General features: G+C 70.5%; 17 protein-coding genes. 3 read left to right on the top strand and 14 right to left on the bottom strand.

The features are described from left to right. Positions 1–61: 61 nt before the first annotated feature. The 5 genes from rodA to ASD30_RS01310 are packed head-to-tail and all read right to left on the bottom strand — an operon-like array spanning position 62 to position 5,820. Positions 62–1,246 (bottom strand): rod shape-determining protein RodA, encoded by a 1,185-nt coding sequence (gene rodA / locus ASD30_RS01330; RefSeq protein ID WP_056675867.1) that lies wholly within the window; start codon positions 1,244–1,246, stop codon positions 62–64. A 3-nt stretch (positions 1,247–1,249) separates the two neighbouring features. Beyond that, positions 1,250–3,364: a penicillin-binding protein 2 gene (mrdA, locus tag ASD30_RS01325; RefSeq protein ID WP_056675864.1), complete on the bottom strand. Its 2,115-nt coding sequence runs from the start codon at positions 3,362–3,364 to the stop codon at positions 1,250–1,252. After that, a complete protein-coding gene (gene mreD, locus ASD30_RS01320) occupies positions 3,364–3,876 on the bottom strand; it encodes a rod shape-determining protein MreD (RefSeq protein WP_056675861.1) in 513 nt (170 codons plus the stop codon). The genes mrdA and mreD overlap by 1 nt, the downstream gene beginning before the upstream one ends. Before the next feature lies 1 nt (position 3,877). Beyond that, complete coding sequence (gene mreC, locus ASD30_RS01315; RefSeq protein WP_056675858.1) at positions 3,878–4,792, bottom strand: rod shape-determining protein MreC; 915 nt, start codon at positions 4,790–4,792, stop codon at positions 3,878–3,880. After that, positions 4,792–5,820, bottom strand: a complete 1,029-nt coding sequence (locus tag ASD30_RS01310) for a rod shape-determining protein (RefSeq protein WP_056675856.1) — start codon at positions 5,818–5,820, stop codon at positions 4,792–4,794. The genes mreC and ASD30_RS01310 overlap by 1 nt, the downstream gene beginning before the upstream one ends. A 303-nt stretch (positions 5,821–6,123) precedes the next feature. Between ASD30_RS01310 and ASD30_RS01305 the strand changes: the two genes are divergently transcribed. Together ASD30_RS01305 and ASD30_RS01300 are read left to right on the top strand one after the other, a co-directional pair. Next, entirely contained in the window at positions 6,124–6,711 is a 588-nt protein-coding gene (locus ASD30_RS01305; RefSeq protein WP_056675853.1) for a YciI family protein, read from the top strand. 88 nt (positions 6,712–6,799) lie between these two features. Then, positions 6,800–7,339, top strand: coding sequence for a DUF937 domain-containing protein (locus tag ASD30_RS01300; protein WP_056675850.1), 540 nt, complete (start codon positions 6,800–6,802; stop codon positions 7,337–7,339). Between the two features lie 67 nt (positions 7,340–7,406). Here the strand turns inward: ASD30_RS01300 and ASD30_RS01295 are convergent, their stop codons facing one another. The 9 genes from ASD30_RS01295 to ASD30_RS01255 all read right to left on the bottom strand — a co-directional run bounded on the left by ASD30_RS01295 (position 7,407) and on the right by ASD30_RS01255 (position 15,009). Then, a complete protein-coding gene (locus ASD30_RS01295) occupies positions 7,407–8,036 on the bottom strand; it encodes a PepSY domain-containing protein (RefSeq protein ID WP_056675846.1) in 630 nt (209 codons plus the stop codon). Between the two features lie 207 nt (positions 8,037–8,243). Beyond that, a complete protein-coding gene (locus tag ASD30_RS01290; RefSeq protein WP_056675841.1) occupies positions 8,244–9,614 on the bottom strand; it encodes a sensor histidine kinase in 1,371 nt (456 codons plus the stop codon). After that, entirely contained in the window at positions 9,607–10,284 is a 678-nt protein-coding gene (locus ASD30_RS01285; RefSeq protein WP_056675836.1) for a response regulator transcription factor, read from the bottom strand. Before ASD30_RS01285 ends, ASD30_RS01290 begins: the two co-directional genes overlap by 8 nt. Positions 10,285–10,366: 82 nt before the next feature. Beyond that, positions 10,367–11,356 carry a hypothetical protein gene (locus ASD30_RS01280; protein WP_056675834.1) on the bottom strand — a complete coding sequence of 330 codons (990 nt, stop codon included), beginning with the start codon at positions 11,354–11,356 and terminating at the stop codon, positions 10,367–10,369. Next, the gene (gene ndk / locus ASD30_RS01275) at positions 11,356–11,784 is read right to left on the bottom strand and encodes a nucleoside-diphosphate kinase (protein WP_056675831.1); all 429 of its coding nucleotides are present in this window, start codon (positions 11,782–11,784) and stop codon (positions 11,356–11,358) included. The genes ASD30_RS01280 and ndk overlap by 1 nt, the downstream gene beginning before the upstream one ends. 42 nt (positions 11,785–11,826) lie before the next feature. Then, positions 11,827–12,321, bottom strand: coding sequence for a VTT domain-containing protein (locus ASD30_RS01270; RefSeq protein ID WP_056675828.1), 495 nt, complete (start codon positions 12,319–12,321; stop codon positions 11,827–11,829). A gap of 4 nt (positions 12,322–12,325) precedes the next feature. Then, the gene (locus ASD30_RS01265) at positions 12,326–12,694 is read right to left on the bottom strand and encodes a DUF4233 domain-containing protein (protein ID WP_235530199.1); all 369 of its coding nucleotides are present in this window, start codon (positions 12,692–12,694) and stop codon (positions 12,326–12,328) included. Next, positions 12,691–14,055, bottom strand: coding sequence for a bifunctional tetrahydrofolate synthase/dihydrofolate synthase (gene folC / locus ASD30_RS01260; RefSeq protein WP_056675822.1), 1,365 nt, complete (start codon positions 14,053–14,055; stop codon positions 12,691–12,693). Before folC ends, ASD30_RS01265 begins: the two co-directional genes overlap by 4 nt. Before the next feature lie 39 nt (positions 14,056–14,094). Beyond that, the gene (locus ASD30_RS01255) at positions 14,095–15,009 is read right to left on the bottom strand and encodes a GNAT family N-acetyltransferase (protein ID WP_056675820.1); all 915 of its coding nucleotides are present in this window, start codon (positions 15,007–15,009) and stop codon (positions 14,095–14,097) included. 117 nt (positions 15,010–15,126) lie between these two features. Here ASD30_RS01255 and valS point away from each other — a divergent pair, with 117 nt between their 5' ends. Next, positions 15,127–17,751, top strand: a complete 2,625-nt coding sequence (gene valS / locus ASD30_RS01250) for a valine--tRNA ligase (RefSeq protein ID WP_056675817.1) — start codon at positions 15,127–15,129, stop codon at positions 17,749–17,751. Positions 17,752–17,785: the final 34 nt, after the last annotated feature.

The following is a 17,785-nucleotide window of genomic DNA, read 5'->3' as shown; positions in this document are numbered from 1 at the left end:
GCGCATCAAGAACACACGGTTCGCGCATCAAGAACACACGGTTCGCGACGGTACGGCGAACTCAGCGGGAGACGAGGGAGCGCGGAGTGACGAACCGGGTCGGCAGTGAGGCCGTCGAGCGCAGGTGGATGTTCTGCAAGAGGCCCAGCGCGAGCATGCCGGCGAACATCGACGAGCCGCCGTACGACACGAACGGCAGCGGCACACCGGTGACCGGCATGATGCCCAGGCACATGCCGATGTTCTGGAACGCCTGGAAGCCGATCCAGCAGGCGATGCCGGCCGCGGCCACCCGCCCGAACATGTCCTCGGAGTGCATCGCGATCGCCAGGCTGCGCCACACGACGACGCCCAGCAGTGCGATCAGCACGCCGGCGCCGACCAGGCCGAACTCCTCGCCGGCGACGGTGAAGATGAAGTCGGTGTGCTGCTCGGGCACGAAGCCGGAGCGGGTCTGGGAGCCGTCGAAGAGGCCCTGTCCGAAGACTCCGCCGTTGCCGATCGCGATGCGGGCCTGCTCGACGTTGTAGCCGGCCCCGCGCGGGTCGAGCTCGGGGTTCGTGAACGCCATGAACCGGTCGATCTGGTAGTCCTTCAGGAACCCGGCCGCCACGGCCACCCACGCCACGACCACGCCGGCGCCCAGCAGGCCGGCCAGCCAGCGGCGCGGTGCACCCGAGATCGCCAGCACGCCGAACACGGTGGCGGTCAGCACCAGCATGGTGCCGAGGTCGGGCTGCAGCAGGATCAGCGCGGCGGGTACGGCGGCGATGGCGAGCATGCCGACCACGTCGCCGGTGCCGACCTTGCGACGCCACGACCCCTCGGAGCGTTCGGCGACGAGCAGGGCCATGCCGATCACCACAGCCAGCTTGGCGAATTCCGAGGGCTGGATCGACATGCCACCCAGCATCAGCCAGGAGCGCGACCCGTTGATCGTGCTGCCCATGACGAGCACCAGCACCAGCCCGATCACCGACGCGAAGTAGATCAACGGCGCGACGATCCGCACCCAACGGTGGTCGGTGGCCAGCACCATCACCATCAGCACGATGCCGATGGCGACATTGACCAGCTGCTTCTTGAGGTACGTCGTCGGGTCACCGTCGGTGAGCCCGTCGCGGTGGGAGGTGGCCGACCAGACCAGCAACGAGCCCAGGGCGACCAGCGCCATGGACGCGGCCATCAGGATCCAGTCAAGGCCCGGCGCCCTGCGCGCAGCCGGCGATTGCCGTGTGGGAGACATGGCCTAGTCCTTCTTCCTGGGCGGCAGCACGCTGCCGTCCTGGGCGAAGACCGGCAGCTCCTTGCCGGCCACGACTCCGGGGATCGCAGCGCGGTCGCGCTTCACGGCCTCGCCGTCGATGCCGTAGAGCGTCTCCCAGATCTTGCGTACGGCGGGCCCGGAGGTGCCCGAGCCGGTGCCGCCCTGCGAGACCATCATCACCACGACGTAGTCGCCGGAGTACGACGCGACCCATGAGGTCGACTGCTTGCCGTAGACCTCGGCGGAGCCGGTCTTGGAGCGGATCGGCACCTCGTCGAGCGGGAATCCGCCCATCCGCCAGGCCATCGTGCCCTGACGCGTGACGCCCTTCAGTGCGTTGTCGATGTAGCCGAGGACGCTCTTGGGCACCTTGACCTGCCCCTGCTTCTCGGGCTTGATCCGGCGGACGAGGTTGCCGGCGGGGTCGACGATCGCCTTGCCGACCCGCGGCTTCCAGAGCGTGCCGCCGTTGGAGATCGCGGCGTACGCCCGGGCCAGCTGGAGCGGGGTGACGATCGTGTCGCCCTGGCCGATCGCGAAGTTCACCGCGTCACCGGCGCGGTAGGCGTAGCCCTCCACGCAGAACTCGTGGGCGAACCGGCGCAGGAACGAGCTGGCGTCCTTCGGCGGGTTCTTCTCGAGGCCGCAGTAGTAGTCCTTCATCGACTCGTAGTAGGCGCGCTTCCACTTGCGGTCGGCGATGCGCCCCGACGCCTCGCCGGGGAGGTCGAGCCCGGTGGTGGAGCCGAAGCCGAACTTCTTGGCCTCCTCGACCAACGGGTCCTTGGCGTTGACGTCGGAGACGTCGGAGCCGAACCGGCGCCAGAAGTCGTAGCCGACGCGGTAGAAGAAGGTGTTGCACGAGACCTCGAGGGCCTTGTCGAAGCCGATGAACCCGTAGGCACCGGACTCGTAGTTCTTGAACGCGCGGTTGCCGACCTGGAAGGCCGACGAGCAGTTCAACCGGGTGTCGGTCGTGTAGCCGTGGGTCAGGGCGCCGGCGGTCATCATCGGCTTCCACGTCGAGCCGGGGGCGAACTGGCCCTGCGTGGCCCGCGACAGGAGTGGGGTGCCGGCCTGCTCGGAGTAGAGCCGCGCCAGCTGCTTCTGGGTGATGCCGTTGACCCACACCGACGGGTCGTACGTCGGCTGGCTGGCCATCGCCACCAGTCGACCCGTGCGGGCCTCCATCACCACGATGGCGCCGGAGTCGGCGACGTAGTTCTTGCCGGAGACCTCGTCGAAGGTCTTGCGCGCGGTCTTGATCGTCTCGGCCAGCTGCTGCTCGGCCACGGCCTGCACCTTGGCGTCGATCGAGGTGACCAGGGTGTCGCCCGGCGTGCCGGCGTCGAGGCTGTGCTCCTTCATCACCGCACCCATGGAGTTCACCTCGACCCGCTGGTAGCCGGGCATCCCGCGCAGGAACGCGTCGTACTCCTTCTCGACCCCTGCCCGTCCCACGCGTGAGGCACCGTTGACCGAGATGTCGTCGTCGGCCTCCGCCTCGTCGAGCTCACCCTCGGTGATCGGGCTCAGGTAGCCGAGGATGTGCGCGGCGTTGACGCCGTAGGGCTGGGGGTAGGCACGCACGGACTCCTGCTGGGCGAGCACACCGGGGTAGTCCTCGGCCTGCTCCTTGATCAGCAGCGCGACCCGGGTCTTGACGTCGGCGGCGATCGGCACGGGCTGGTAGGGCGAGCCGTTCCAGCACGTGCCGACCACGGCGTCGGCGTCGCCACAGTTGACCAGGCGCGCCTTGACGGCGGACACCTTGGCGCCGGTGGCCTTCGCCACCCGGCGGATCAGCTGGAGGCGTTGGTCCTCGGGCAGCTTGCCGAGCGTGGTGCGGTCGAGCGAGATCACCCACGAGCTGCGGTTCGCGACCAGTGGGCGGCCCTGCGCGTCGACGATCAGCCCACGGTCGGGCTGGAGCACGATCTCGCGGATCGACTGCGAGGCGGCCTTGGCCTGGTAGACCTCGCCGGCGGCGACCTGGAGGTACCAGAGCCGGGCGAACAGGGTGACGAAGAGACTCAGCACCAGGGCCTGGACCACGATCAGTCGCAGGCGGCTGCACTCCCCCGTGCTCGACGCCATCAGTAGGCCACCTGGGCGGGCTCGAGCCGCCGGAACAGCAGCATCACCGGTGGCAGCACGAACGGCGTGAGCAGGACGTCCCAGACCACGGCGACCAGGATCACTTCGAGCATGTCGGACACGCCGACGACGGGGTCGCGCAGCAGCAGCCCGGAGAGGGCGAAGATCGAGGACCCGACGAACGACGCGGCGGCCACGGTCAGGACGGTGACGACCGCGGTGGGGCGGATGTCCTGGCGGGCCCGGCCTGCGAGATAGCCGACGATGACCAGGGCCAGCGCCCAGCGCCCGGCGATGTGGTCGGCGGGCGGTGCGAGGTCGATCAGGACGCCGGCGACGAAGCCCAGGGTGGCCGCGAACTGCGGCCCCCGGACCAGCGCGGCACCGACGACCACGAGCAGGGCGAGGTTGGGCACGATGCCGTCCCAGGCGAAGTGCGGGAACAGGCTCACCTGGAGCACGGTCGCGAAGGCCACCACGGCAAGGGCGACGAGGCCACGGAGCAGCGTCATGTCAGTCCTCTCCCTGTCCGGCGCGGACCACGTCACGGTCGGAGCTGGAGCCGGTGGGTACGACGACGCCGACCAGGTCGAGGGCGGTGAAGTCGACGAAGGGTTCGATCACGGCACGTCGGGAGGTCTCGCGCGGGCTGTTGATCACCGAGACCACGCGGCCGATCGGGACGCCGGCGACGTACGGCGTGCCGTCCTTGCTGCCCCACGTCGTGACGACGTCGCCGGCGTTGGCGACCACGGAGTCGTCCATCAGGTCGAGGTCGAGGCGGCCGGTGCTGTCGATGATGCCGCGACCGCCGAGGAAGCCGATCTCCATGCTCGAGGCCAGGCGGCCACCGACCACGGAGTCGGCGTCGACGATCAGGAGCACGGTCGCGGTGGTGCGGGTGACCCGGATGACCCGGCCGACGAGGCCGTCGTTGCTGAGCACCGTCATGTCGGCGTGGAGTCCGGAGTCGGTGCCGGCGTCGATGGTCACCGTGTGGGAGAACGACTGGCCGGAGCCGACCGCGATGACATGGGCCGGCACCAGGTCGTAGCCGGTGTCGGCGGCCGCACGCGTGAGGCCGTCGTACTCGGCGAGGCGGTTGCGGTCGAGCCCTGAGGTCTCGACGGTGCGCCGCAGCTCGGCGTTCTCGGCCTCGAGCTCGGAGACCTGCTCGCGGAGGTCCTTGCGGGTGCCGAAGTAGTCGGGGACGGCCGCGAAGGGTCGTACGACGCCCGCGGTGAACGTCTCGACGGGACCGAACGCCTCACCGGCGACCCGGCGGGCAGGTTCGATGGGCGAGTCCTGGCCGCCGTGGGCGTCGAGGGTGATCAGCGTGGCGCAGGCCAAGAGCAACGCGACGACCACGGACCCGGACGGACGGTTGCCCTTCTCGCGGCCGTCGGAGCCCTTCCAGCGTTGCTCCATCAGAACCGCCGCGGGTCGGTGACCAGCACCTGCTGGAGGGCTTCGAACTCCTCCACGCACTTGCCGGCGCCGAGGGCGACCGAGCTGAGTGGTTCGTCGGCGACGTGCACCGGCATGCCGGTCTCGTGACGGATCCGCTCGTCGAGGCCGCGCAGCAGTGCGCCGCCCCCGGTGAGCACGATGCCGCGGTCCATGATGTCGCCGGCCAGCTCGGGAGGCGTCTGGTCGAGCGTGGTGCGCACCGAGTCGACGATGTTGTGCAAGGGCTCCTCGAGGGCCTGGCGGACCTCCGCGCTGGAGACCACGACGGTGCGCGGCAGGCCGGAGACCATGTCGCGGCCGCGGACCTCGGCCTCGGGCTCCTTGGGCAGCGGGAACGCCGACCCGAGGGTCATCTTGATCTCTTCGGCGGTGCGCTCCCCCAGCATGAGGGAGTACTCCTTCTTCATCCACGCGATGATCGCCTGGTCGAGGTCGTCGCCGGCGGTGCGGATGCTGAGACTGGTCACGATGCCGCCGAGTGAGATCACCGCGACCTCGGTGGTGCCGCCGCCGACGTCGACGACCATGTTGCCGGTGGCCTCGTGCACGGGGAGCCCTGCGCCGATCGCCGCCGCCATCGGCTCCTCGATGATGTAGACGCGTCGGGCGCCGGCCTGGTAGCCGGCCTCCTTGACGGCGCGCTGTTCGACCGCGGTGATGCCGCTCGGCACGCAGATCACCAGGCGGGGCTTGGCGAAGTAGCGACGGCGGTGCACCTGCTGGATGAAGAAGCGCAACATCTGCTCGGTCGCGTCGAAGTCGGCGATCACGCCGTCCTTGAGGGGCCGGATCGCGGTGATGTTGTCCGGCGTACGGCCGATCATCCGCTTCGCCTCGTGGCCGACGGCGAGGATCTCATTGGTGGTGGAGTTGAGGGCGACCACGGACGGCTCGTCGAGCAGCACGCCCTTGCCGCGGACGTAGACGAGTGTGTTCGCCGTACCGAGGTCCACGGCCATGTCGCGACCGATGAGGCTGTTCGCCATCCGAAACCCTTGCTCGTGTGCGGTAGTTGGGGGAAGTTGCGTGTCGCAACCGCACGACACGCCCGCATCCGAGGGTAGGTTCGGCGACCGGCGTTCCCCGGTAGGACACGCGGTAACAGGCCCGCAGCGGTCGTGGCCGGCGGGCCGGTCAGTTGGCTGCCCGCAGTCAGAGTAGGACTTGGACCTCCGGACACCATGGTGGTGATCGCTGCCTGCTACGCGGCGGGCAGCCCGGAACGCCCGTCGCCGACGAGCCAGACCCCTGGCTCTCCGGACGCATGACTCCGACAACCAAGGATCCGCATGGACTACCTCATCCACAGCCGCGCCTCAGCCCTCGCTGCGGAGACTGACGACGACCACGATCTCGACGAGCGCCACTGGGCGTACTACGACAGGGTCGCCGACGCGCTGACGGCGCGCGGCCCCCTGTTGGGCCCCGACCGACAATCCTGGTTGGGCAGCATCCACGTGCTGGAGCTGCCCACCCCCGAGGCGGTTCTGGCGTTCATCAATGACGAGCCGTACCACCAGGCCGGGGCGTACGCCGAGCACTCGGTGTGGCGCTTCACCAACCTCATCGGCCGCACCATGTGGGAGTTTCCTCAGCCCGTGGACCTGCCGATGTTCTTCATGCTGGTCCGTCCGGAGAATTCGGCCGCACTGCAGGACAGCGAGTCGTGGCAGCTCCCTCCCGGCGTGGCCGGGGAGCTCGCGGTCTGCGGGATCCTTGAGGAGGCGGACGCCGAACACAGTCCTGCCCGGGGCGTCGCGGTCGCCGCTCCCGCGCCGAACCGTGACGCAGCGAACGCGGTGTTCGAGAAGGCGTTTCCGTCCCTGGCCGGGGAACCGCTGGAAGTTCACGACTGGCGCTTCGGCGGCCGCCAGTGACCCGCCAGTCCGGGCGCGGGACCACCGCTGACACTGCGGCTCACTGAGGCCATGGTCAACCCGCGGCTCCGCGCAGTAGGTTGCCTCCATGTCAGACATCGACGACCTCCTGGCCTCCCTCCCCCTCGACCGGATCAGTGCCGATCTCGGTGAGGACCCGGCCGCCGTGGAGCAGGCCGCCAGGGCCGCACTGCCCGCCTTGCTCGGCGGCCTCGACGCCAACGCCCAGGATCCGGCCGGCGCCGCGTCGCTCCTCGACGCGCTCGGCCAGCACGAGGACGGCGACCCCGCCGACCTGTCCCGGGTCGACACGGCAGACGGCGAGAAGATCGCGGCCCACATCTTCGGCAACCAGCAGGACCAGGTCATCAACCAGCTCGGCAGCACCGGCGCCTCGTCGGGCCTGGTCAAGAAGCTGCTGCCCATCCTGGCGCCGATCGTGCTGTCCTGGCTGGCGTCCCGGATGACCTCGAAGGGCGCCGCCCCCTCCAAGACCGAGGACAAGTCCGTGCTCGGCAGCGTGCTGGAGCAGGTGCTCAAGGGCGCCATCGGCGGCGGCGCGTCCGGCGGCGCGGGCAAGATCATCTCCGACGTGCTCGGCGGCCTGCTGGGCGGCGGCCGCCGCTAGCCGCGGTCAGACGCAGAACGGCGTGCATCCCGTGGGGACGCACGCCGTGTCTGGGTCTGGGAGGAGATCAGTCGTCGCGATGGCTGTCGAGAACAGTGAAGTCCTTGTCGAGCCGCACGCTCCACTCGGTGCCGTCGGCCTTCGTCACCTCGACCTCGTAGCGTCCGGCACCGCCGTCGTCATCGCGGTCGACGTCGGTGACGTTGCCGCTCCCGATCTCCGCGAGCGCGGCCTTCTTCGCCGCGGTGTCCTCGGCGGCGGTCAGCGGCTTGTCGTCGGCGTCACGGTCACCATCGCGGTCGTCGTCGGTGCGGCCGTCGTCGTCGCGGTCGTCGTACCGGTCGTCGTCGGGGCCGTCGGTCTCGGTGCCGACCACCTTGTAGTCCTTGTCCAGACGTACGTCGACCTCGGTGCCGTCCTCGCGGGTGACCTCGAGCTCGTAGAACCCGTCATCCTTCTCGGCCTCGGTGACCTTGCCGCCACCGGCCGTGTCGACCGCCACCTGGGAGGCGCGGTCACGCTGGTCGCCACGGAGGTCGTCGTCGGCCGACGCGCTCCACACGACTCCTCCCACGCCGAGCACCGCGAGCGCTGCCACGGCCGGGACCAGCACCCGGCGGCTGCGCCAGCTGGGCGTGCCGGTGGCGGCTGCCTCGTCGTTGTTGGTGCCGGTCTCGTTGGTGGGTGTCTCGTTCATGGGACTCGTCCTCTCGTTGATTTTCAAGCGATGAGACGAGCCTGTCAGCGGGCCGCTGAACCCACGCTGAAAGCACCTGAAGGCCCTTTCAGGCTGGCGATCAAGCGCAAATCCACTGCAGACTGGTGGCTGCTGGCTGTTTCGCCGACCAGGGACAGCCAACAGCCACCAACGAGTCACCGGGTGCGCGTCGCGGAGCGAGCGCGATCAGGCGCGTGGGAGCCGTACGACGAAGCGCGCGCCGCCTGGCGCGGACGCGGTGACGGACGCTTCTCCGCCGTGGGCGCGGGCGATCTCGCGCACGATGGCCAGGCCGAGCCCGGAACCGCCGTCGTCGCGGGCCCGGGCCTCGTCCAGACGGACGAAACGCTCGAAGATGCGCTCGCGCTCCCCTTCGGGCACCCCGGAGCCGTCGTCCTCGACGACCAGCTCGACGCCGGCCGGGTCCGAGGACACACTGACCCGCACCTGGGTGCGTGCGTGCCGCAGGGCGTTGTCCACGAGGTTGCGGGTCACCTGCGCCAGGGCGGCCCGGTCGCCGAGCACCCGGCCCGGAGCGATGGCGCTGCCATCGACGTGGACCTCCCGCGGCTGCCCGAGCCGGCGGGCCCGGTCGACCTCGGCCAGGGCCAGGTCGTCGAGGTCGACCTCGCGGGCGGGTCCGCCGGCCACGCCCTCGTCGGCGCGGGTCAGCATCAGCATCTGCTCGACCAGCCGTTGCATGCGCGCGGACTCCTCGAGCACGGCCTCCGCGAGCTCGCCCTCGGGCATGGCACCGGGGTGCGACATCACGACCTCGGCGGTCTGGCGCATGCCGGCGAGGGGCGAGCGCAACTCGTGACTGGCGTCGGAGACGAAGCGTTGCTGCCGGTCCCGCGAGGTCTCGAGCCGGTCCAGCATCGAGTTCATGGTGCGTGCGAGACGGTGGATCTCGTCGCGTGATGCGGGCACGTCGACCCGCCCGCTGAGATGCTCACCGGTGATCTGGTCGACCTGCCCGCGCATGCGGTCCACCGGGGCGAGGGCACGGCCGACGACGACCCAGGTGGTGGCGCCGACCACGAGCAGCACGAGGGGAAGGCCGAGCCCGAGCAACGGGACCAGCGCGGACGTCGACTCGTCGGCGTCCTCCTGGGAGATCCCGACACTGACGACGTAGTCCCCCTCGTCGGCGTCGGCCTCCTCCGCGGCCACCACGTAGTCGTGGTCGCTGCCCGGCAGCTCGACGCCTCGAGCGTCGTCGTCCGGCAGCTCGGCCGCCACCGCCTGTGAGGTGACGACGACGGACCCGCCGGGGCCGCGCACCACGATCACGACGTCGTCGGGGTCGTCGTCCTCGTCATCGTCGTCCCCCGGCTCGTCGGCGCCGAGAGACTCGGGTACGCCGGTCTGCTCGATCTGGTCGGCCAGCGACGAGGCGCGCTGCTCGGCGCTCGTCTCGAGACCGTCGAGCAGCGACTGCCGCATCAGCACGACCAGCAACGCGGCCCCGGCGGCGAGGGCCACGAGCACGACCAGGAGCGCCCCGACAGTGGCACGCAGGCGCACCGAGGCCCGGCCGCCCAGTCGGCTAGCCACCGTTGCCCGCCAGTCGGTAGCCGGCTCCGCGCAAGGTCTGGATCGCCTCGCGCCCGAACGGCCGGTCGACCTTGTTGCGCAGGTGGCGGATGTAGACCTCGACGATGTTGGGGTCGCCCTCGAAGTTGACGTCCCAGACTGCCTCGAGGATCTGGGTCTTGGAGACCACGTCGCCGGTGTGCCGCATCAGGAAGGCGAGCAGCGAGTGCTCCCGCGCGGTCAGCTCGAGCTCGGTCTCGCCCCGCCACACGCGTCGCGCCGCCGGGTCGAGGCGCAGGTCGCCGGCCTCGAGCACGGTGGGGCGCTCGGTGGCGCCGCGCCGGATGATCGCGCGCAGACGGGCCACCAGGACCGGGAACGAGAACGGCTTGGTCAGGTAGTCGTCGGCACCGGTGTCGAGCCCCTCGACCTGGTCCCACTCGCCGTCCTTGGCGGTGAGCATCAGGATCGGCGTCCAGTTCTCCTCCTCGCGGAGGGTGGCGCACACCCGGTAGCCGTTGATGCCGGGAAGCATCAGGTCGAGCACGATCGCGTCGTAGTCGTTCTCGCGGGCCAGCCACAGCCCGTCGGTGCCGTCGGCCGCGACGTCGACCGCGAAACCCTCGGCCTCGAGTCCGACCTTCAGGGATCGGGCCAGCCGCTTCTCGTCGTCGACCACCAGCACGCGCATGGGGTCGATTGTGACGGGTGCCGGCTGAACGCGCGCTGAACGCGCCGCCGAGCGTCGCACTCGCCGTTCGAGGCCGTGTCGCCTAGAAGTCGCAGGCCGACCGTGCGCGGAGCACCGTGGCCCGGTCGAGCCGCAGCAGCATCGGCACCCGCTCCTCGTCGATCCACGGTTCGGCGCCCGCCTCGCTGACCACCCAGAGGTCGCGTCCGCGGAACTGCACGTCCTCGGCGCCGGGGACCGACGCGACCTCACGTCTGCCCGGACCGTGCAGCTCACCGCACGAGATACGCGACGACGAGTGCCACACCCCGGCCGCGTCGCCGGTGATGCCCTGCACCCGGTTCGGCACGCGACCGCGCCCGGTCACCCCGGCGTCGGTCGCGTCGCGCGCGTCGTGGCGGAGGTCGTCGACGCCCGGGCGTCGTACGTCGTCGAGCGCGAACCACGTCATCCGGCCCGACCCCTCTGCGGCGTACGTCGCGAAGCCGAGGCGCCCGTCGTGGATGAGCAGTGTCGACCCCTTGATGCCGGGCTCGATCCGCCAGACCCTCACGACGGGGTCTCCGCGGCCGATGCGGTCGGGGTCGAGCAGCCAGAGGCGTTCGGCCTCGGCCAGCCAGAGGCCGTCGTCGGTCAGCTCGAGGCCGCCGCCGTGCCGGCAGAACGTGAGGCGACCGCCGTACACGTCGGCCTCGATGCGCGGCGTGAACCCGGTCGTGCGCCCGGTGCGCAGGTCGACCTTCGCCACCTGGCACGCGCGATCGGTGCGCTTCTCGACCCAGCCGTAGCCGCCGACGTACGCCGTACGCCCGCGCAGCGCCAGGCCCTGCGGCACGAACCCGTCGTCGGCGTGGTCGATCCAGTACGCCGCACACACGGCGTGGTCGACCGGGTAGGAGCGCAGCCGCTTCGCGCCGTACGACGGCGCCCGGCCGCGCACCTCGTCGTGCGAGACGCCCCGGCAGCGGTCACCGGGTTCGGCGCGTGGTTCGTCGGAATCGCCGGAGTCGCCGGAGGAGGTGCACCCGGCGAGGAGCAGGAGCAATCCCAGGACCGCCCCCGCGATGCGCATCAGAGCTCGGGGAACCAGATGCCGATCTCGCGGGCGGCCGACTCGGGAGAGTCGGAGCCGTGCACGATGTTCTGCTGCACCTTGAGGCCCCAGTCACGGCCGAGGTCGCCGCGGATGGTGCCGGGCAGGGCGCCGGTCGGCTCGGTGGACCCGGCCAGGGACCGGAACCCCTCGATGCAGCGCTGGCCCTCGATGACCATCGCGGTCACCGGGCCGGAGGACATGAACTCCACCAGGGGCTCGTAGAACGGCTTGCCCTCGTGCTCGGCGTAGTGCTCGGCGAGCTGCTCCCGGGTCGGGGTCAGGACGGCCAGCGCCACGGGAACGTAGCCCTTGGCCTCGATGCGGCGCAGCACCTCCCCGCTGAGTCCGCGACGGTAGCCGTCGGGCTTGACCAGGACGAGGGACTTCTCGATCGATTCGCTCACGGCGCACAGCCTAACCAGCGGAGCAGCGAGCCGGTCCCCCGGTCAGGCGGTACGCCGGGCGCGGCGCCGGAGCAACCCGATGCCCAGTCCCGCGGCGAGCACGACGACCACGGCAGCGACCACTCCCCACTCGGTCGAGAGGCCGGCGCCGATAGCGGCGTAGAACGCCGAGATCCCGATCGTGGTCCACACCAGCGCCCAGGCCGCGCACCCCGGAAGCATCACGAGGGTGTAGCGCCAGGCCGGCATCCGGATCACGCCGGCGCCGGCGTTGACCACGGTCTGGGCGCCGATCGTCAGGAACGAGAGCGGGACGGCGAGGGCGCCCCACCGACGCAACGAGTCGACGCCGCGCCGGGCCGACGTACCGTCGAGCCAGGCATGCACCTTCAGCGCGAAGCCGTGGGTCGGTGCGGTGTGGTCGAGGGCCTGCTGGGTCACCGCCCTGGCGATCCAGTACGTCGCCTGGGCGCGCAGGAACACCACGACGAAGAAGACGGCCCAGACCGTCGGGCCGGACCCCTCTGGGAGGTGCACTGCCTCAGTTCTCGGCCTCGTAGGCGGCGTACGCGGCGGCCCGTTCCCGTTCGATCTTCTTGCCGAGGAAGTAGGCCGTGCCCCACAGCAGGGCGAACAGTCCGCCGAGGAAGAACATCGTCGGCACCAGGAAACCGAGCGCGATCGCCGCGACCTGGATCGCCCAGCCGAGGCCGTAGGCCCACTCGGCGCGCAGCATGCCGGCCGCCACGATGCAGGCGACGGCCAGGCCGAGGCCGAGGGTCAGGGCGGTGCCGACGGACACGTCGGCGATGGTGATCAGCACGGGCGTGGTCAGGCCGAGCGCGATCGCCTCGAGGGTGAGGATGCCCGCGCACATGCCGCGGCGAGGTGACCTCTGCGGCCCGCTCACTGGTTGCGCCCCTTCAGCATCGCCCTCGCCTCGCCGACGGTGACCACGGAGCCGGTGACCAGCACGCCGCCGGCACCGAAGGTGTCGCTGATCGCCTCGCCGGCCTCGGCCATCGTGGTGGCCTGGTCGATCGCGTCGGCCAGGCGCGGCGTCGTCGTGACCCGGTCCTCGCCGAAGACCTCGCGGGCCACTTCGGCCAGCGCCTCGGCACTCTTCGACCGGTCGGTCGAGTTCTGGGTGCAGATGATGTGGGAGAAGTGCGGCTCGAACGCAGCCAGCACACCCTCGTAGTCCTTGTCGGCCATCACGCCCATCACCCCGATCAGCGGCGAGAACGCGAAGGAGTCCTCGAGCGCGGCCGCCGTGGCCTCGGCGCCGTGCGGGTTGTGAGCGGCGTCGAGCACCACGGTCGGGCTGCGGCGGATCACCTCGAGTCGACCGGGTGACGTGACGGAGGCGAACGCCTCACGCACCACCTCGTCGGAGAGTGCCTCGTCGCCGGCGAAGGCCTCGACGGCGGCCAGGGCGACCGCGGCGTTCTGGGCCTGGTGGGCGCCGTAGAGCGGGAGGAACAGGTCGTCGTACCGCCCCCGGAGGCCCTGCAGGCTGATCGTCTGGCCGCCGATGGCCGGCACCCGGGTGATCACGCCGAACTCCATGCCCTCACGCGCCACGGTGGCGTGCACCTCGGCCGCGCGGGCCAGCAGCACCTCGGCCACCTCGGGGGTCTGCTCGGCAATCACGACCTGGGCACCCTCCTTGATGATGCCGGCCTTCTCCTGGGCGATGGCGGTGGCACTGTCGCCGAGGTACTTCGAGTGGTCGATCGCGATCGGGAGCACGACGGCCACCTGGCCGTCGGCCACGTTGGTGGCGTCCCACGAGCCACCCATGCCGACCTCGACGATGGCCACGTCGACGGGGGCGTCGGCGAACGCGCTGAACGCCATGCCGACCACGGTCTCGAAGAACGACAACGGGTGGGGCTGGTCGGAGTCGACCAGGTGGGTGTAGCCCGCGACGTCGTTGAACGCGCGGACGAACGCCTCGTCGTCGAGCGGCTCGCCGTCGATGCTGATCCGCTCGCTCATCTTCTCCACGTGCGGACTGGTGAAGCGACCGGTGCGCAGGTTCATGGTGCGCAACAGCGAGTCGATCATCCGCGACGTCGAGGTCTTGCCGTTGGTGCCGGTCAGGTGGATCACCGGGTAGGAGTGCTGCGGGTCGCCCAGCAGCTCGGTGAAGGCACGGATCCGGTCAAGGCTGGGCTCCAGCTTGCTCTCGGGCCAGCGGGACAGGAGTGCGTCCTCGGCCTCGGCGAAGCTCTCGGCGGGACGGGGCTGCGAGGAAGGTTCAGTCATGGCGCCTTGAGTCTAGTTGCGGACTCTCGCGCCCACGATTCACGGTTCGAGGCGCAGGATCGCCATGTCGACGACGGGCCGGTAGCCCAGCCGCTGGTAGATCGCGTTCGAGACCGGGTTGGCCTGGTCGGTGAACAGGCACACCCGCACGCCTGCTTCGACGTACGACCTCGACACCTCGGCCACGGCCGCGCTGGCCAGGCCATGCCCGCGGTGTTCCCGCGGCGTGTAGACCGGCCCGATGCGGGTCACGCCGTACGACGGCAGGTTGGCGCCGGTGACGTGGACCGGGACGTCGTGCTCGTCGACCCAGACCCAGATGCGCTCCTCCGTGATCCGCTCGAGGAGGTCCTCGATCCCGAAGCTCTCACCGACCGTCGGGTCGGACGTGCGGCCGGCCTGCTCGGCGGCCTCGACGCGGAAGGCCCGGAACCAGCCGAGGCAGAGCTCGGCCTCGGCCGGCCTGGCCAGTCGCAACGACCCGGCCGGCAGCGTCGATGGCGGGGTCAGCTCGCCGAGCTCGAAGAGCCGGGTGTGCTCCTCGATGACCGCGCGGCCGCCGCTGAGCAGCGCGAGCTCGTCCATCAGCTGCTGGGCCGCGGGCAGGGCGCCGTTCGCCGCGGCGATCACGGCGCCACGGGCGTGCAGCACCCGGGCCAGCTCACGGGCACCCGCCTCCGGCATCTCCTGCACGAACAGTGGGTACGGCGGGAACGGTGCCGTGCGCATCGCCGTACCCACGACGGCGCCCGAGGCATCGCGCACGGCCGCCCACCACTGCTCGTGGCCGCGGTCGACGACCGGCTCGCCGGCGTCGCGGGCCCGCGCCATCCGGGCCGTGACGGTGGTGACGACGGTGCGGGTGACCGGGTCCTCGGCCAGGTGGTCACCGGCCACCGCGAGGAAGTCGCGCGGGTCGGTGAAGAGCTCCAGGGTCACGTCGTCGTCCGCCATGCACGAACGCTAATCGGGAGGGCCCGGCTCGGGGATCGGGTTTTCGCCGGATCCGCCGCCGTCCGCCACCGGGAACGGGTTCGCGGCACATCGCTTCCCACACGTAACATTCGGCCCATGACTGAGAACCCTGACAACGCCGACCTGTCCGAGACGACGCCCGCCGCCGCGCGCGCCGTCGTCGTACCGGACAAGCCCGCGCTCGAAGGGCTCGAGGCCAAGTGGTCCGAGAAGTGGAAGGCCGAGGACACCTACCGCTTCGACCGCACCCAGCCGCGCTCGATGGTCTACTCGATCGACACTCCCCCGCCGACCGTCTCCGGCTCGCTGCACGTCGGCCACGTCTTCTCCTACACGCACCCCGACCTGATCGCGCGCTACCAGCGCATGCAGGGCAAGTCGATCTTCTACCCGATCGGCTGGGACGACAACGGCCTGCCGACCGAGCGCCGGGTGCAGAACTTCTACGGTGTCCGGTGCGACCCGTCGCTGCCGTACGACCCCGACTTCACCCCGCCCGAGAAGCCCGACCCGAAGAAGCAGGTGCCGATCAGCCGGCCCAACTTCGTCGAGCTCTGCGAGGAGCTCGTGGTCGAGGACGAGAAGGCGTTCGAGGCCCTGTGGCGCACCGTCGGCCTGTCGGTCGACTGGAAGGAGCACTACACGACCATCGGGCCGAAGGCCCAGACGGTCAGCCAGCGCGCCTTCCTGCGCAACTTCGCCCGCGGCGAGGCCTACCTGCAGGAAGCCCCCACCCTGTGGGACGTCACCTTCCAGAGCGCGGTCGCCCAGGCTGAGCTCGAGGCCCGCGAGTACGCCGGCGCCTACCACCGGGTCGCCTTCCACAAGCCCGACGGAGACCAGATCTTCATCGAGACCACGCGTCCCGAGCTGATCCCGTCGGTGGTGGCGCTGATCGCGCACCCCGACGACGAGCGGTACGCCGAGCTGTTCGGCACCACGGTCACCTCGCCGGTCTTCGGCGTCGAGATCCCGGTGCTGGCCCACACCGCGGCCGAGCCCGACAAGGGCGCCGGCATCGCGATGTGCTGCACGTTCGGTGACCTCACCGACGTCACGTGGTGGCGCGAGCTCCAGCTGCCGGTGCGCACCCTCATCGGCCGCGACGGACGCTTCCTGCGCGAAACCCCCGACTGGCTCTCCTCCGAGCAGGCCTCCGCCGCCTACGAGGAGCTCAAGGGCAAGACCGCGTTCAGCGCCCGCGAGGCCGTGGTCGCCCGGCTCAAGGAGACCGGCGACCTCGACGGCGACCCCAAGCCGACCAAGCGGATGACGAACTTCTACGAGAAGGGCGACAAGCCCCTCGAGATCGTCGCCACCCGCCAGTGGTACATCCGCAACGGCGGCCGCGACACCGAGCTGCGCGACGAGCTGGTCGAGGACGGCAACGCCATCACCTGGGTGCCGACCCACATGAAGCACCGCTACGACAACTGGGTCGGCGGCCTCAACGGCGACTGGCTGATCTCGCGCCAGCGCTTCTTCGGCATCCCGTTCCCGGTCTGGTACTCCCTCGACGCCGAGGGCGAGCCCGACTACGACCACCCGCTGCTGCCCACCGAGGACCAGCTGCCGGTCGACCCGTCGACGGTGGCCCCGCAGGGGTACGACGAGGGGCAGCGCGGCAAGCCGAACGGCTTCATGGGCGACCCCGACGTGATGGACACCTGGGCGACCTCGTCGCTGACCCCGCAGATCGCCGGCGGCTGGGAGTCCGACCCCGACCTCTTCGGGCGGGTCTTCCCGATGGACCTCTGCACCCAGGCCCACGACATCATCCGCACCTGGCTGTTCTCACGGGTGGTCCGCTCGCACCACGAGAGCGGTGCCGTGCCGTGGACGCACGCGATGATCTCCGGCTTCATCATGGACCCCGACCGCAAGAAGATGTCGAAGTCCAAGGGCAACGTCGTGGTGCCCAACGAGATCATCGACAAGTTCGGCGCCGACGCCGTGCGCTGGCGCGCTGCGATGGCTCGACCCGGTCTGGACTCGCCGTTCGACGAGACCCAGATGAAGGTCGGCCGTCGCCTGGCGATGAAGGTGCTCAACGCCTCCAAGTTCGTGCTCGGCATGGTCGGGGCCACCGAGCTGAACCCGCCGGCGATCTCCGCTCCCCTCGACTGCGCGCTGATGGGCGGCCTGGCCAACGTGGTCACCGAGGCGACCGAAGCCTTCGAGGCCTACGACTACACCAGCGCCCTCGAGGCCGTCGAGAAGTTCTTCTGGGAGTTCTGCGACGACTACCTCGAGCTGGTCAAGGAGCGGGCGTACGCCGAGGACGGCGGCAGCGCCACCGAGTCGGCCCAGGCCACCCTCGCCGGAGCCCTGCACGTGCAGCTGCGCCTGCTGGCGCCGTTCCTGCCCTACGTGACCGAAGAGGTCTGGTCGTGGTGGCAGGAGGGTTCGGTGCACACCGCGTCCTGGCCCACCGCCACCGAGCTGGGCTCGGCGGCCGCCGCTGACCCGAGCATGCTGACCCACGTGGCGGCTGCCCTCGGTGGCATCCGTGGCGCGAAGTCGCAGGCGAAGGTCACCCAGCGCACCGAGGTCACGCGGGTGGAGTTCACCGGCACCCCCGAGGCACTGGCTGCCATCGACAAGGCCCGTGACGACCTGAGTGCGGTCGGCAAGGTCACCGGCGAGTTCGTGCTGACCCCTGTCGAGGACGCCACCGCCCTGACCGTCGCGGCCGAGCTGGCTCCCGCTCCCGAGAAATGAGCATCGACCTGTCGTGAGTTCGCGAACTCACGAC

The sequence above is a fragment of the Nocardioides sp. Root140 genome (genome assembly GCF_001426745.1).
Lineage (GTDB): Bacteria > Actinomycetota > Actinomycetes > Propionibacteriales > Nocardioidaceae > Nocardioides.
This window is presented reverse-complemented; position numbering and strand designations above follow the sequence as displayed.